The following is a 14,626-nucleotide window of genomic DNA, read 5'->3' as shown; positions in this document are numbered from 1 at the left end:
GGAAACAAGCGTGGTTCGGGCAGGAGGCACCGCGGTTGCGGCCCCCTGGCTTCGCACCCCTGACGGACCCCGGCTTGTGTGGCCGAGATCATGTCCTTCCCACTCGAACCCTACGTCAACTCGATGCCTGCGAGCTGCCCGGAAGTGTGACAAGGATCCGGCAGCCCCGTGACGATTCGGCCACTCCGATGTCGCCCCCGTGCAGGCCGACCGCCCAGCGGGCGATGGCCAGGCCCAGGCCCGTGCCGCCGTCGCCGCCCCTCGCGCTGCCCCGGTTGAACCGCTCGAAGACCCGGTGGCGCTCCGCCTCCGGAATTCCGGGACCTTCGTCCCGGACTTCGAGCACCAGACCTCCGGGCGCGTCGCCCGCCCGGGCGTGGACCGTGACCCGGCCGTGCGGCGGGCTGTGCTTGACCGCGTTGTCGATCAGGTTCGCCACCACCTGGTGCAGCCGCTCGGCGTCCGCGTACGCCGTCAGGTCCGGCGGGGACACGTCCAGGTGGAGGTGGACGTCGTTGCGGGTGTGCCCGCCCGAGCCGGAGGACAGCCCCGGCCGGCCGGCGGCCGCCAGGCCCGACTCCTTCAGCACCCCCGACAGGTAGGGCCACACCTCGAAGCGGCGGGCCCGCAGCGGCACCACCCCGTTGTCCACGCGGGAGAGGTCCAGCAGGGTCTCCACCAGCCGGCCGAGCCGCTCGGTCTGCTTCAGGGCCGTGCGCATGGTCTCGGGGTCGGCGGCGGAGACCCCGTCCACCACGTTCTCCAGTACCGCCCGCAGGGCCGCGATCGGGGTGCGCAGCTCGTGCGAGACGTTGGCGACGAGCTCCTTGCGGTGCCGGTCCACCGCCTCCAGGTCGTCCGCCATCAGATTGATGGTGGAGGCCAGGTCGCCCAGCTCGTCGCGGCGGCCCGCCCCGCGCACCCGGCGCGTGTAGTCCCCGTGGGATATCGCCCGGGCCACGGTGGTCATGTCGTCCAGCGGCGCCGTCAGGCTGTGCGCCACGAACTGGGTGATCAGCATCGAGGCGATCACCGAGAACACCGTGATGAAGCGCACCTCGGTGGCCGTGCGCAAGGCCACCATCAGCAGGCCCGTGGTGATGAAGACCGACACCACCACGAGCGTGCCCAGCTTGGTCTTGATCGAGAACGGTGAGAAGGGCCGCAGCCCCCCGGTCGGCCGCTGCCCCGGCGGCCGGTAGCCGCTCACGGCTGCGCCGGGGTCTCCAGGGCGTACCCGACGCCGTGGACCGTACGGATCCGCTCGGCGCCGATCTTCCGGCGCAGCGCCTTGATGTGGCTGTCGACCGTACGGGTCCCGGACGCGTCGGCCCAGTCCCACACCTCGGCGAGCAGCTGCTCCCGCGAGAGCACCGCCCGCGGGGTCCCGGCCAGGCACACCAGCAGGTCGAACTCCGTCGGCGTCAGGTGCACGTCCTCGGTGTGCACGCGGACCCGGCGCTGCGCGTGGTCGATCTCCAGATCGCCGAGGCGCAGGGTGGCTCCGCGCGGGGCGTGCGCGGCCACGTTGGCCCGCTCCACCCGCCGCAGGAGTACGTGGACCCGCGCGGCCAGCTCGCGCATCGAGAAGGGCTTCGTCATGTAGTCGTCGGCGCCGACCCCGAGGCCGACGAGCATGTCGGTCTCGTCGTCCCGGGCGGTGAGCATGAGCACCGGGACGGGCCGCTGGGCCTGGACCCGGCGGCAGACCTCCAGGCCGTCGAAGCCCGGCAGCATGACGTCCAGGACCAGGAGGTCCGGCAGCCAGCCCTCGGCCGCGGCCACGGCCGCCGGCCCGTCCGCGGCCGTCTGGACCTGGAAGCCCTCGGCGCGGAGCCGGGCCGCGATGGCCTCCGCGATGGTGTGGTCGTCCTCGACGACGAGTACCCGCCGCTGCGCGCCGGGGGTGGCCGCGGCGCCGTTGTGGGTGGTGGTGTGCGTCTGTTCCATGTCCCGCCCCTGAAGATCCCGCGTGGTAGGGGTGCAGCGTAGAGGAGCGGCTGAGCTCCGGCTATGACGGGTTCGCTGCGCGGGTTCGTTGCCGGGGCCTCTGCCCCCGGACCTGCGGTTCAAACGCCGGGCGGACTGGATTTGGCCGGCGCCGGCCCGCATGAGAACGCCGGCGGGCTGGAAAATCCAGCCTCGCCGGCGTTTGAGGCGCGGGGTCTGGGGCGGAGCCCCAGGGGCCTGCGGGCCCCGCAGGGCTACAGGGTCAGGCCGTGGCCGTGCGGGAACACCGGGTTCTCGGTGTCGTTCGGGACGTCCGGGCGGGAGGCGGCCACCGCCTCCATGGAGCGCGGGAGTTCGAAGGGCAGCCGCCCCCCGGCGGCCGCCCGGCCGAAGGCCACGTCCAGGAGGGCGGCGTCCGAAGCCCCGTAGTCCGCGATCAGTGCGGCCGCCCGCTCCGCGATCTCGGGGATCACCGCGGCCCGCTCCAGGTTGATGCAGACCAGGGTCGGGACGGCGTCCAGGAAGGACAGGATCCCGGTGAGCTCCGGCTCGGGGAAGGCCAGCGAACCCGAGTGGAAGAAGGACTCGAAGATGTTCGTGCGGGGCTCGTGCGGGGTGCGCAGCCGCAGCACCGCCAGGTCCGCCTCGGCCGGGTCGGACACGAGTTCGCCGTACGCCGCCGCGACGTCCGCGTCCACGTCCTTGACGTACAGCTTCGGCCGGCCGGAGACCGGCAGGGTCTTCCCGGTGTTGGTGAGCACCGTCAGGGAGCGCCGCTGGGCCGCGGCGCCGGCCGCCGCGAAGTCGGCGCGGCCGACGGTCTCGGCCGCCGCGTCCGGGTCCACGTACGGGTTCTCGAAGAGGCCGAGGACGAACTTCTCGCGCAGCAGCCGGCGCACGGACGCGTCGATCCGGGCCTCGGAGATCCGGCCCGAGCGGACCAGCTCCACGACGACTTCGGGGCACTGCTCGCCGCCGAACTGGTCCGAGCCCGCCTCCAGCGCCAGGGCCGCCCGCTCGGCGACGCTCAGGTGCTCCACGCCCCAGGCGCGGGCCGGGTGCGGCTCGCCGAAGATCACCGAGTCCGTGATCAGGCCCCAGTCGGTGCAGACGATGCCCTGGAAGCCGAGCTGCTCGCGGAGCAGGCCGGTGACGACGCCCTTGTTGAAGCCGAAGCCGACCTCATCCCAGTCGGTGCCGATGGGCTGGCCGTAGTACGGCATCATCTGCGAGCAGCCGGCCGCGATGGCCGCCTTGAACGGCTCCAGGTGGTGCTCGCGCATCCCGCCCGGGTAGATCTGTTCCTTGCCGTGCGCGAAGTGCGGGTCCTCGCCGTCCTTCTGCGGGCCGCCGCCGGGGAAGTGCTTGACCATCGCGGAGACCGAGGCCGCGCCGAGGGTCTCGCCCTGCAGGCCGCGTACGTACGCCTGGACGAGCTCGCCCGTCAGCTTCGCGTCCGAGCCGAAGGTGCCCGACTGGCGGGCCCAGCGCGGCTCCGTGGCCAGGTCGATCTGCGGGTGCAGGGCGACGCGGAAACCGACGGAGAGGTACTCGCGCCGCATGATGTCGGCGAACTCGAAGACCAGCTCCGGGTCGCCGATCGCGGCCAGGCCGATGGCCTCGGGCCAGGCGGAGAAGGCGCCGGCGTTGAAGGAGGCGCCGACGTTGTCGGTGAAGGAGTGCCGGGGGTCGGTCGACAGGGTCACCGGGATGCCGAGGCGGGTGCCGGCGGCCATTTCCTGGACGGCGTTCTGCCAGGTCGCCATCGCGCGGGCGCCGTAGCTGCCGAGGAGGTTGAAGTGCGTGAGGTGGCGGCCCTCGATCAGCTCGGGGGTGGTGAACGGGAGGATCGAGCCGTCGGTCTCGGTGACCGGGGTGCCGTCCGCGTTCATCATCAGCATCGAGTGGAAGAGCTGGCCGGCCTTCTCCTCCAGGGTCATGCGGGAGAGCAGGTCCTCGACGCGCCGGTCCACGGGGAGGGAGGCGTCGCGGTAGGGGAGGGGGGTGGCGGGGTTGGTCGGGGGCGTCGGGGTGGCGTTCATGGCGGGGCTCCTGAGGAGGTCGGTCGCGCGGGAGGTCGCGGAGGCGGGTGCGGGAGCGGGAGCGTGCGTGGGGGCGTGCGTCGGGGCGGGTGTGGGGCCGGACGGCTGGCCGGGGCCGGGGCCGGGGTCGTCAGGGCCGGGTGCTTGGGCGGTGGCGGGCACGGTCGGGCGGGCCGTCACCTGACCGAGCGGATCAACTGGACGAGGGCGGCGCCGACGGCCGCCGCGATGCCGCCGACGAGGAAGAGGGCGCCGTAGTTGCCCCCTCCGCCGATGGCGAGGACGAACGGCGCGAGCATCGGGACCAGGGACTGCGGGAGGGCGTTGGCGATGTTCAGCACGCCCATGTCCTTCGCGGCGGTCTCCGGATCCGGCAGGACGGCGGCGGCGAGCGCCACGTCGACCGCGAGGTAGAGGCCCTCGCCGAAGCCGAAGACGGCCACGGCGAAGAGGAACATCCCGAAGGTGCCCGCGGTGGCGATCAGCAGCAGTCCGATGCCGATGACGAAGGCGGACGCGAGCACGAAGGGCTTGCGGCGGCCGGTGGCGTCGGACAGCCAGCCGCCGGCGAGGGAGCCGACCACGACGCCGCCGACGGTGACGAGGGTGGTGGTGAACATCTTCGAGGCGACCTCGCCCTCGGCGACGCCGAGGCGGTCCATCAGGAAGTACACCTGGTAGCTGGTCACGCAGGCGATGCCGATGAAGACCAGGAAGCGGCTCGCGAAGTTCCACGAGTAATCGGGGTTCTTGCGCGGATTCACCCAGAAGCTGTGCAGGAACTCCCGCAGGCCGTACGAGGCCACGGACTCGGCGCGGGCCGGCCGGTCGGGCATCACGGCGGCCAGCACGCACACCCCGAGGACGCCGACGACGGCCGGGACGACGAACGCCAGCGCCATGTTCTCCGTGAACAGCTGCGCGAGGAAGCTGCCCGCCACCATCGAGACGGACAGCATCATGCCGACCATGCCGGAGACGCGGCCGCGCTGGTGCTCCGGGATCAGGTCCGGGATGCAGGCGGTGACCATGCACAGGGCCGCGTTGCAGCCGAGCTGCGCGATGGCCCAGCCGACGAGCAGCGTGGTGACGCTGGAGCCGAGGCCGACGACGGTCAGGCCGACGGCGGCGACCGCCATGCCGCCCACGAGCCAGGGGCGGCGGCGGCCGAACCGGCTGGTCGTGCGGTCGGAGAGGGCGCCGAAGAGCGGGTTGCCGACGAGGGCGAGGAGCGCTCCGACGGAGAGCACCTTGCCGAGGGCGGCGCCGCGCTCGGCCTCCGGGACGATCTGGGCCACGCGCAGGGCCAGGGTCACCACGATCGGGGTGAAGACGGCGATGCAGACGCCGAGCTGGGCGGCGACCAGGCCGAAGATCAGCTTGGCGGGGGCGTCGGCCGGGGCGTCGGCCGGGGTGGCCGGATCGGGTCGGTCGGTGGCGGCGAGGGCACTTCCGGGGTCCTGCGTGAGCGGCATGAGGGCTCCAGCGTCTCCGCGTCGGCCTCGTCGCCGACCGGGCGGTTTCACCGTAGGCGCGAAAACCATGCACCCACTAGGTTTTCGTGGAGTGAGCTGGATCACTCCCTCGGAGTGGCCGGAAACGGTCCGGTTTAGGGTGGTCCGCATGGCACAGGACAAGGGCCGAACGGCCCCCAAGGCGGCCCCCAAAGCGGCCCCCAAGGCGGCGACCGCCCGGGGCGGCTACGCGGTGGGCGACGCCCGTCGCCAGAAGATCCTCGACACCGCCGTCGAGCACTTCGCGCAGTGGGGTTTCCACGCCTCCTCGCTCGCCCGGATCGCCAACGACTGCGGGATCACCCAGGGCGGCCTGCTCCACCACTTCCGCGGCAAGGAGGACCTGCTGCTGTCCGTGCTGGCGCAGAGCGAGCAGCACGACGTCGAACGGCTCTTCAGCGGGCCCGCGGAGGAGGTCCCCTCGGTCGCCGCGCACTTCGCCGCCGTGGTCGCCCTCGCCGAGGAGAACGCCCGCAGGCCCGGGCTCGTACGGATGTACAACACGCTGGTCGGCGAGTCCGGGAACCCGGGCCACCCCGCGCACGCCTACTTCCGGCAGCGCTACGACCGGGTCCTCGGCTACACCGTCGACCTGCTCCGGGCGGGCGTCGCGCGCGGCGAGATGCGGCCGGACGCGGACTGCGAGGCCGTCGGCCGCGAGATCATCGCGGTGATGGACGGGTTCCAGATCCAGTGGGTGCTGGACCCGCAGGGCGTGGACATGGCGCTCCTGCTCCGCGCGTACCTGGACCGGCGGCTGCGGGAGATCACGGTGGCGGGAACGGGACTGTGAGGGGCCGGCCGACAGCGGCGGCGCCCTGGCTCCGCCGACTCCCCTGACTCCTTTGGCCTCCTGGCTCCCCTGCTTCTCCTCAGCGCGGCTCGAAGGCCGGCAGGGCCCCCAGGACCCCCTCCAGGGGCCGGGGCAGCGCGGTCTGGGCGGCGGCGACCTCGTAGCCTCCGTGCCGGAAGGCGTACGTGAACGCGTCGAAGACCGGCTCCTTGGGCATCGAGATCCGGGGCAGGCGGGGGAAGTCCGCCTCCTGGAGCGCGGTGCGCAGTTTCGCGAGGGCGGCCGCCGAGAGCTTGTCGTGGTCGACCGTCTCGGCCTTCGCGTTGAGCCGGAGGAACGATCCGTCCCCCTTGATGATCAAGGTGCTGGTCTTTCCGCTGATTCCGCCGCTGCGGGTGACCGCGACGAGCGTCTCGTCGGCGCCGGGCGGCGAGGCACCGGGTGCGGGGGCGGAGGTGCTCGGCGCGGGCTGCGGGGCGGGACCGGTCGTACCGGTGCCCGGGTCCGGGCTCTGGCCGGCGCTCTGACCGGGGGACGGCGTCCCCGAAGCGTCCGTCGCCGTCCCGGACGGAGCGCTCGTGGCGGGGCCGGTGCCCGTGCCCGTGCTCGCGTTCGGCTTCGGTGAGGCCCCGTCCTCGGAGTCGCCGGAGGAGCACCCGCCCAAGGCCGCCATCACGGCCAGCGCCACGGCCGCCGTCGCCAAGCCCACTCGCCCACCACGTGCTCGCACGCCCCACCCCCGCAGGTATCCGGCTCGAACCCCGAGTATGGAGTCAGCACCACCCGCACGGATAGCACTCGGAGGCCGACATCCGCCGCTTCGCCCTTTGGCGCTGGCTGCCGCCGCTCACCGCCGTCGCACTCGGCCTCTGGGGCCTCTCGCGCGGCGGCTCCCTGTGGCGCGACGAGTCCGTCACGTGGCAGGTCGCGCACCGCCCGCTCGGGCAGCTCTGGGAACTGCTCGGCCAGGTGGACGCCGTCCACGGCCTCTACTACCTCCTGATGCACGCGGTCTTCGCGGCGACGGGCACCACCGCCACCGCCACTGGCGACTCCGGCCTCTGGATCCTGCGCCTCCCTTCGGTGGCGGCCACCGCGCTCGCCGCGGCGGGCGTGGCCGCGGTGGCCCACCACCTGGCGGGTGCGCGGCCCGGCCGGGAGCCCGGTCAGGGTGGGCGGGGCGACCTCGCGGGACGGGCCGCCCTGTTGGCCGGGGTCGGGTACGCGCTGCTGCCGCCCGTGCAGATGTACGCCCAGGAGGGGCGCTCGTACGCGCTCGTCGCCGCGGCCGTCGTCTGGGCCACGTACCTGATGCTGCGCGAGCGGTGGGTCGCCTACGCCGTGGTGATGGTGCTCGGGTGCTGGCTGCACGAGTTCGCCGTACTGGCGCTGCCGGCGCACGCGTTCGCCGCCCGGCGCTCGCGCGGCTGGCGGCTCGCCGCCGGGGCCGTGCCGGCCGCGCTGCTGCCGCTCGCGCTGATCAGCGCGCGGCAGGCGCAGCAGCAACTGGGCTGGCTCGGGCGGCCGAGCTGGCAGGACTGGGCGGCGTACGGGGTCCTCGCGGCCGCCTCGCTGCTCCTGGCCCGGGGGGCCGCGCGGGAACTCGTACGGGTCGCCCTGCCGCTGGCGTTGCTGCCGCCCGGACTGCTGCTCGCGGTCTCGCTGGTGCACCCCTGGTACGTGGACCGGTACGTCCTCTACGCGCTCGCCGGCCTCGCCCTCCTCGCGGGGGCGCGGCTCGCCACGGCGCGGGGGTGGTGGGTGTGGCCGCTGGTCGGGGTCCTGCTCGTCCCCGTCGGGCTCTGGTCCGCGTGGCTGCGCACTCCCGAGAGCCGCAAGGACGACGCGCGGGCCGTGGCGGCGGCCGTACGGGAACTCGCGCGCCCGGGCGACGCGGTGCTGTTCCTCCCTGCGCGGCGGCGCGAATGGCTGCTGTCCTCGCCGGAGGCCTACGGTTCCCTGCGCGACCTCGCCCTGTCCCGCACCCCGGCGGCTTCGCGGAGCCTCCAGGGCGTGGAGCGGACTCCGGAGGAGATCCGGGCGGCCCTGCTGGACCCGGCGGTGGACCGGGTGATCGCCCTGCTGGACCCGGTGGGGCAGCCGTTGGACGGCTATCCGGAGGAGGCGGTGAAACGCCAGACGCTGGTCTCCCACTTCGACCTGTGCTCCGTGACGGACGTGCGCGGTGCCCGCGTGGCCCTCTTCGCCAGGCCGGGCGGCTGCCCGTAGCTCCCGGTGGGTCTGCGGGCCGCTCCCGGCCCACCGTCCGGCCCCCGGGGGACCTGTGCCCTACCGGTCGCGCCCGCCCCCCGGTCCGGCGGGCGGGTCGCCCGGCCGCACCGTTCCACGGGCCGGCCCGGACCCGAAAGGCCTGGGGCCGGAGGGGAGGAGGCAGGATGGGCCGTGGGGCGCCCACCGTGCCGGGGCCCGTTGGAATCCGTCGGAGGTGCCTTATGGACGCAGACACAACTCGCCCCCACTCCCTCGTGCCGCCCGGTCCGCTCGTCGGCGGGGACTGGCTCGCGGAGCGGCTCGGTGCACCCGGACTCGTCGTCTTCGACGCCTCGGTCGGGGCGCACCGCGACACGGATCGGCGGATCGCGGGAGCCCGTCCCTTCGACCTCGACGGCGCGCTGTCCGATCACACCGCCGCCGCCCCGCACACCATGCCCGGCCCCGCCGCCTTCGCCGAGGAGATGCGCGCCCTGGGCGTGGACGACGGCAGCACGGTCGTCGTGTACGACGGCGCCGGCATCTACTCCAGCGCCCGCGCCTGGTGGATGCTGCGCAGCATGGGCTTCGACCGGGTCGCCGTCCTCGACGGCGGGCTGCCCGCGTGGGTCGCCGCCGGGCGGCCGGTGGAGGAGCGCCGGCCGGGTTACGAGGGCCCGCGCGGCTCCTTCACGGCCCGGCCCCGCGCCGGACTGCTGGTGGACGCCGGAACCGTCTCGGCGGCCCTGGCCGATCCGGCCGCCGCCGTGCTCGACGCCCGGACCCGCGAACGCTTCGCCGGGACCGCCCCCGAACCCCGCCCGGGCCTGCGCGGGGGCCACATGCCGGGCGCCGTCAGCCTCCCCTTCGGCGAACTGCAGCGCCCCGACGGCCTGATGCGCCCCGCCACGGAGCTCCGCGCGGCCTTCGGGGCGGCGGTCGGAGAGCGGGAGCGGCTGTACTTCAGCTGCGGATCGGGGGTCACCGCCTGCGTGCTCGCCCTCGGCGCCGACCTCGCCGGGTACGAGGACCTCGCGGTGTACGACGGCTCCTGGAGCGAGTGGGGCGTGCCGTCCCCGGACCGGCCGGTCGTGCAGGGGAGTTAGCCCGACCCCTTTCCGCCCCCCTTCCGCATCCCGTCAACCGGCTGGGAGCTCGGGCCCCGGGGGTTAACCCCACCCCGGATCCGGGCACACGCACCATGCCCCCGCGGCCACCGCGCGGGCACGATCGACACCATGACCACGAAGACGCGCCCGCGCGGCACCAAGGCCACCGTCACCCTCACCGCCACGGCGCTCGCCGCCGGGCTGCTGCTCACCGGCTGTTCCTTCGGCTCGCTCGTCTCCCGCGGCGGACCGGAGAAGTCGGGGAGCGCGGACGCCACGGTGGCCGAGGCCGTCACCGCGGTCGAGGTGTCGGACTCCGGAAGCGGATCCATCGAGGTGGTCGTCGGATCCGGCCCCGGCGTCGTCGTCGGCCGCACCGTCCACTACCACGGCGACACCGTGCCCGAGCCCGCCCAGCGGCTCTCCGGCGGAGTGCTGACCCTCACCAACGGAGATTGCTCCGGGCGCTGTTCCGTCGACTACCGGCTGGAGGTACCGGCCTCCGCCACGGTCCGGGCCAAGAGCAGCAGCGGCCGCGTCGCGGTGTCGGGGGTGGCCGCCGCCAAAGTCGTGACGTCCTCGGGCGGGGTGCGCGTGGACCGGATCGCCGGCGCGCTGGAGGTCGGTACCGCCTCCGGCCCGGTCCGGGCGGACCGGATCGCCGGCCCGCTGAAGGTCCGTACGTCCTCGGGCTCGATCACCGCCGGGGAACTGTCCGGAACGGGCGCGGAGGCCCGTTCCGACTCCGGCGACGTCCGCCTCGCCTTCACGACGGCCCCGGCCTCGATCGCCGTGCGGACCAGCTCGGGCGAGGCGAAGCTGAAGGTCCCCGCGGCCCCGTACGCACTCGACGTCGCCACCGACTCCGGCGCACGCGACATCACCCTCCCCGCGACCCCCTCCGCCGCCGCCCGCCTCGCGGTGACGACCTCCTCGGGCGACATCCACATCTCGGCGGCCTGAGCCACGCCTCGCCCTCACCGTGACGACCTGGGTATTTCCAGCGATGGCACTGCCTGGGCGGGGATGCGCCCGACCCTGTTCGCCCCGGGCGAACGGGCGTTGGGGAACATTGGGACCCTCACGTGCATTGAGTCGGCATAGCTCAACTTCACTGCCGGAGGGAACATCATGGCTTCGACGTCCGTAACGCTCACCCTGCCCGTGCTGCCGCTCGACGACGAGGTCGTGCTGCCCGGGATGGTCGTCCCGCTGGACCTGTCCGACGCCGAGGTGAGGGGTGCCGTCGAGGCCGCGCAGGCTGCTGCCGCAGGTGGCAAGCCGAAGGTGCTGCTCGTGCCCCGGGTCGACGGGAAGTACACCGGCACCGGGGTGCTCGGGACCGTGGAGCAGGTGGGGCGGCTGTCCGACGGAGATCCCGGGGCGCTGATCCGCGGGCGCGGCCGGGTCCGTATCGGGGCCGGGACCACGGGGCCGGGGGCCGCGCTCTGGGTCGAGGGCGAGACGGTGGACGAGGCCGTCCCCGATCCGCTGCCCGGCGCCGTCGCCGAGCTCGTCAAGGAGTACAAGGCGCTCGCCACGAGCTGGCTCAAGAAGCGCGGGGCCTGGCAGGTCGTGGACCGGGTGCAGCAGATCGAGGGGGTCGGGGCCCTCGCGGACAACTCCGGCTACTCCCCGTTCCTGACCGTCGAGCAGAAGGTGGAGCTGCTGGAGACGGCCGACCCCGTCGCCCGGCTGCGGCTCGCCGTCAAGGCCCTCAGCGACCACCTCGCCGAGCAGGACGTCGCCGAGTCCATCGCCAAGGACGTCCAGGACGGCGTCGACAAGGTCCAGCGCGAGTTCCTGCTCAAGCGGCAGCTCGACGCCGTGCGCAAGGAACTGCGCGAGCTCAGCGGGGAGAAGGAGGGCGAGGAGTCCGACGACTACCGGGCCCGCGTCGAGGCCGCCGACCTGCCCGAGAAGGTACGGGAGGCCGCGCTCAAGGAAGTCGACAAGCTGGAGCGCTCCAGCGACCAGTCCCCGGAAGGGTCCTGGATCCGCACCTGGCTGGACACCGTGCTCGAACTGCCCTGGAACGAGCGGACCGAGGACGAGTACGACATCCGGGGAGCCCGCGCCGTCCTGGACGCGGAGCACGCCGGGCTGAGCGACGTGAAGGACCGGATCACCGAATACCTGGCGGTGCGCAAGCGCCGCTCCGAGCGCGGGATGGGCGTCGTCGGCGGGCGCAGGGGCGGGGCCGTGCTGGCGCTCGTGGGCCCTCCCGGCGTCGGAAAGACCTCCCTCGGCGAGTCCGTGGCCCACGCCATGGGCCGCAAGTTCGTCCGCGTGGCCCTCGGCGGAGTCCGCGACGAGACCGAGATCCGCGGGCACCGGCGTACGTACGTGGGCGCGCTGCCCGGCCGGATCGTACGGGCGATCAAGGAAGCCGGGTCCATGAACCCGGTCGTCCTGCTCGACGAGATCGACAAGGTCGGCTCCGACTTCCGGGGAGACCCGGCGGCGGCGCTGCTCGAAGTCCTCGACCCCGCCCAGAACCACACCTTCCGGGACCACTACCTGGAGGTGGAACTGGACCTGAGCGACGTCGTGTTCCTGGCCACCGCCAACGTCCTGGAGGCCATTCCCGAGGCCCTCGCCGACCGCATGGAACTGGTCCGCCTCGACGGCTACACCGAGGACGAGAAGGTCGTCATCGCCCGCGACCACCTGCTGCCCCGGCAGCTGGAGCGCGCCGGCCTGGCCGAGGAGGAAGTGGTCCTGGAGGAGGACGCCCTGCGCAAGCTGGCGGGGGAGTACACCCGCGAGGCGGGCGTGCGCACCCTGGAGCGTTCCCTCGCCCGGCTGCTGCGCAAGGTGGCCTCCCAGCACGAGCTGGGGGAGCGGGAGCTGCCGCTGCGGATCGGCGCCGACGACCTGCGCGCGCTCATCGGGCGGCCGCACCACGTACCGGAGTCCGCGCAGGACCCGGCCGAGCGGCGCACCGCGGTACCGGGCGTGGCCACCGGCCTCGCCGTGACCGGGGCGGGCGGTGACGTCCTGTTCGTCGAGGCCTCGCTGGCCGATCCCGAGACGGGCGCGGCCGGGCTCACGCTGACGGGCCAGCTCGGAGACGTCATGAAGGAGTCGGCGCAGATCGCGCTCAGCTTCCTGCGCTCGCACGGCGCCGAGCTGGAACTCCCGGTCGCCGACCTGAAGGACCGGGGCGTGCACATCCACTTCCCGGCGGGCGCGGTGCCCAAGGACGGTCCGAGCGCGGGCGTCACGATGACGACGGCGCTGGCCTCGCTGCTGTCGGGCCGGCAGGTCCGCACGGACGTGGCCATGACCGGCGAGGTCTCGCTGACCGGGCGGGTGCTGCCGATCGGCGGGGTCAAGCAGAAGCTGCTGGCCGCGCACCGGGCCGGGCTGACCACCGTCATCATCCCGAAGCGGAACGAGGCCGACCTGGACGACGTTCCCGCCGAGGTGCTGGCAGGGCTGTCGGTGCACCCGGTGACGGACGTACGGCAGGTCCTGGAGCTGGCCCTGGCCGCGGACGAGGTCGCGGTGGCCGCGGCGGCGTGATCCGGGCAGCCGGGCGGCCGGGCAGCCGGCCGCTGGTCGTCCGGCCGGGCCGGGGGCCCGGGGTTCCCCGCTCCGGCGGGGCCCCGGGCCCCCGGCGCACCCGCTGCGAAATACTGGTGGCCCACACACCAGCGAAGGAGCGGGCCGTGCACGGGACCGAAGACCAGGAGTTCCTTGCCCTGGAGCGGGAGCTGTCCGTCTTCCTCCGACGGGCCCGCGCCTCCTCCGGGGAGATGGCGCGCGAGCTGCACCCCGAGCTGGAACCGGCCGCGTACGGGCTCCTCGTACGGCTGGAGGCCGCCGGGCGGCAGCGGGCGACCGAGCTCGCCGCGTACTTCGGGGTCGGCAAGGCCACCATGAGCCGGCAGCTGCGGGCCCTGGAGGTGCTGGGCCTGCTGGCCCGCGAGCCGGACCCGGCGGACGGGCGGGCCTTCCTGGTCGGGCTCACGGAGGAGGGCCGGGAGCGGTTCCTGCGGGTCCGGGGCGCCCGGCGCGAGCAGTACATGCGCAAGCTCGCGGACTGGGACCGCGGAGAAGTGGCGGAACTGGCGCGGCTCCTGAACCAGTTGAACGCGGGCGGGGAGTAACAGCGGGGACCGGGCGCGGGCCCGCCTGTGGTCCGGCGGTGCCGCCCGGGCCTCCGGGCCTCCGGGCCCCGTGTCCCTACAGCTCCACGTAAGCCGCCGAAGCGTCGTCGTGGCGCTTGTCGCGGCGGTGCGCCCGGCCCGGGTCCGATTCCAGCGCGCGCACCCGGTCGATCAGCGACTGCGCGCCCTCCTTGCGCAGCACCGCCAGGCATTCGGCCCAGTCGCCCTCCCCGAACGTGTCCGTCCACCGGCTGGCCCCGTCCGTGAGCGCCGCCACCGCCCGCACCTGCGCGCGCGGCGTCCGCCCGGTCACCGCCCGGGCCGCCACCTCCGGGTCGGCGGCGGCGGTGAAGAAGCCGCCCTCCGCGTTGCGCAGCTCGTCGGCGGAGGCCTCCGTGCGCAGCCGCTCGCGCGGGATCCGGTCCAGCCGGTCGTCGAGGACCGCGCGCACCTCTCCTCCCGGCGCCTGGAGGAGGAGTACGGAATCCGAGAGCACCAGGTGTTCGACGCAGGACGCGTCCCAGCGGACCACGACCACCGTCGCCTGAGGCGTCCGGACGTGAGAAAGGTCACAGGTGTCGCGGTGGGCGTCCGCGGTGACGCGGATGGCCTCCGCCAGGACCTGGTCGAGGGGCATGTCCCGGCGCGATCCGGACAGTTCGGTCAATCGGCCGCCCAGCCTGGCCGCGAACCACGGCACTCCGTGCGCGCATCCGACCTCGCCCGGAGGCGGGGTGACCCCGTCGAGGGCCACCAGAACTCCGCCTCCCGAGGCGGGGATCGCGGCCGACAGCCAGTCCTCGTTGGGGCGTTCCGGGTTGCCGGGTGCGGAGGAGAGATCGATGCGCATGCGGACATTCTGCCCGCGCGGGGCTCCGAACGGGCTGGAGGA

12 protein-coding genes are annotated in these 14,626 nt (G+C 74.0%); 6 read left to right on the top strand and 6 right to left on the bottom strand.

Annotation, left to right across the window (positions count from 1 at the left end; all coding sequences use genetic code 11):
* Positions 1-115: 115 nt before the first annotated feature.
* The 4 genes from ACE1OC_RS13705 to ACE1OC_RS13690 form a co-directional block, all read right to left on the bottom strand.
* On the bottom strand, positions 116-1,210 hold the full coding sequence (locus ACE1OC_RS13705; RefSeq protein ID WP_407837249.1) for a HAMP domain-containing sensor histidine kinase: 1,095 nt from the start codon (positions 1,208-1,210) through the stop codon (positions 116-118).
* On the bottom strand, positions 1,207-1,950 hold the full coding sequence (locus ACE1OC_RS13700) for a response regulator transcription factor (RefSeq protein WP_266881101.1): 744 nt from the start codon (positions 1,948-1,950) through the stop codon (positions 1,207-1,209). Before ACE1OC_RS13700 ends, ACE1OC_RS13705 begins: the two co-directional genes overlap by 4 nt.
* A gap of 254 nt (positions 1,951-2,204) precedes the next feature.
* The gene (locus tag ACE1OC_RS13695) at positions 2,205-3,992 is read right to left on the bottom strand and encodes a glycoside hydrolase family 3 protein (RefSeq protein ID WP_407837248.1); all 1,788 of its coding nucleotides are present in this window, start codon (positions 3,990-3,992) and stop codon (positions 2,205-2,207) included.
* Between the two features lie 176 nt (positions 3,993-4,168).
* Positions 4,169-5,467, bottom strand: coding sequence for an MFS transporter (locus ACE1OC_RS13690; protein WP_407837247.1), 1,299 nt, complete (start codon positions 5,465-5,467; stop codon positions 4,169-4,171).
* Positions 5,468-5,615: 148 nt separating this feature from the next.
* On the opposite strand from ACE1OC_RS13690, the gene ACE1OC_RS13685 reads away from it, so the two are divergent.
* A complete protein-coding gene (locus ACE1OC_RS13685; RefSeq protein ID WP_407837246.1) occupies positions 5,616-6,299 on the top strand; it encodes a TetR/AcrR family transcriptional regulator in 684 nt (227 codons plus the stop codon).
* A gap of 79 nt (positions 6,300-6,378) precedes the next feature.
* Here ACE1OC_RS13685 and ACE1OC_RS13680 read toward each other — a convergent pair whose 3' ends face one another.
* Complete coding sequence (locus ACE1OC_RS13680; protein WP_407837245.1) at positions 6,379-7,008, bottom strand: hypothetical protein; 630 nt, start codon at positions 7,006-7,008, stop codon at positions 6,379-6,381.
* A gap of 260 nt (positions 7,009-7,268) precedes the next feature.
* Here ACE1OC_RS13680 and ACE1OC_RS13675 point away from each other — a divergent pair, with 260 nt between their 5' ends.
* The 5 genes from ACE1OC_RS13675 to ACE1OC_RS13655 all read left to right on the top strand — a co-directional run bounded on the left by ACE1OC_RS13675 (position 7,269) and on the right by ACE1OC_RS13655 (position 13,734).
* Positions 7,269-8,528: a hypothetical protein gene (locus ACE1OC_RS13675; RefSeq protein ID WP_407837244.1), complete on the top strand. Its 1,260-nt coding sequence runs from the start codon at positions 7,269-7,271 to the stop codon at positions 8,526-8,528.
* A gap of 224 nt (positions 8,529-8,752) precedes the next feature.
* A complete protein-coding gene (locus ACE1OC_RS13670; protein WP_407837243.1) occupies positions 8,753-9,616 on the top strand; it encodes a sulfurtransferase in 864 nt (287 codons plus the stop codon).
* A 132-nt stretch (positions 9,617-9,748) separates the two neighbouring features.
* Positions 9,749-10,582, top strand: coding sequence for a DUF4097 family beta strand repeat-containing protein (locus tag ACE1OC_RS13665; RefSeq protein WP_407837242.1), 834 nt, complete (start codon positions 9,749-9,751; stop codon positions 10,580-10,582).
* 168 nt (positions 10,583-10,750) lie between these two features.
* Positions 10,751-13,147 carry an endopeptidase La gene (lon, locus tag ACE1OC_RS13660; RefSeq protein ID WP_407837241.1) on the top strand — a complete coding sequence of 799 codons (2,397 nt, stop codon included), beginning with the start codon at positions 10,751-10,753 and terminating at the stop codon, positions 13,145-13,147.
* Between the two features lie 146 nt (positions 13,148-13,293).
* Entirely contained in the window at positions 13,294-13,734 is a 441-nt protein-coding gene (locus ACE1OC_RS13655; RefSeq protein WP_243336175.1) for a MarR family winged helix-turn-helix transcriptional regulator, read from the top strand.
* Between the two features lie 76 nt (positions 13,735-13,810).
* Here ACE1OC_RS13655 and ACE1OC_RS13650 read toward each other — a convergent pair whose 3' ends face one another.
* On the bottom strand, positions 13,811-14,584 hold the full coding sequence (locus tag ACE1OC_RS13650; RefSeq protein ID WP_407837240.1) for a hypothetical protein: 774 nt from the start codon (positions 14,582-14,584) through the stop codon (positions 13,811-13,813).
* Positions 14,585-14,626 lie beyond the last annotated feature (42 nt).

It is taken from the genome of Streptomyces stoeckheimensis (assembly GCF_045822005.1).
GTDB lineage: Bacteria > Actinomycetota > Actinomycetes > Streptomycetales > Streptomycetaceae > Streptomyces > Streptomyces stoeckheimensis.
This window is presented reverse-complemented; position numbering and strand designations above follow the sequence as displayed.

Bases quoted from the DNA above. Each gene is read 5' to 3' on its own strand.
- ACE1OC_RS13685 (WP_407837246.1), top strand. From the start codon at position 5,616: ATGGCACAGGACAAGGGCCGAACGGCCCCCAAGGCGGCCCCCAAAGCG.
- lon (WP_407837241.1), top strand. From the start codon at position 10,751: ATGGCTTCGACGTCCGTAACGCTCACCCTGCCCGTGCTGCCGCTCGAC.
- ACE1OC_RS13670 (WP_407837243.1), top strand. From the start codon at position 8,753: ATGGACGCAGACACAACTCGCCCCCACTCCCTCGTGCCGCCCGGTCCG.
- ACE1OC_RS13695 (WP_407837248.1), bottom strand. From the start codon at position 3,992: ATGAACGCCACCCCGACGCCCCCGACCAACCCCGCCACCCCCCTCCCC.
- ACE1OC_RS13650 (WP_407837240.1), bottom strand. From the start codon at position 14,584: ATGCGCATCGATCTCTCCTCCGCACCCGGCAACCCGGAACGCCCCAAC.
- ACE1OC_RS13690 (WP_407837247.1), bottom strand. From the start codon at position 5,467: ATGCCGCTCACGCAGGACCCCGGAAGTGCCCTCGCCGCCACCGACCGA.
- ACE1OC_RS13665 (WP_407837242.1), top strand. From the start codon at position 9,749: ATGACCACGAAGACGCGCCCGCGCGGCACCAAGGCCACCGTCACCCTC.
- ACE1OC_RS13700 (WP_266881101.1), bottom strand. From the start codon at position 1,950: ATGGAACAGACGCACACCACCACCCACAACGGCGCCGCGGCCACCCCC.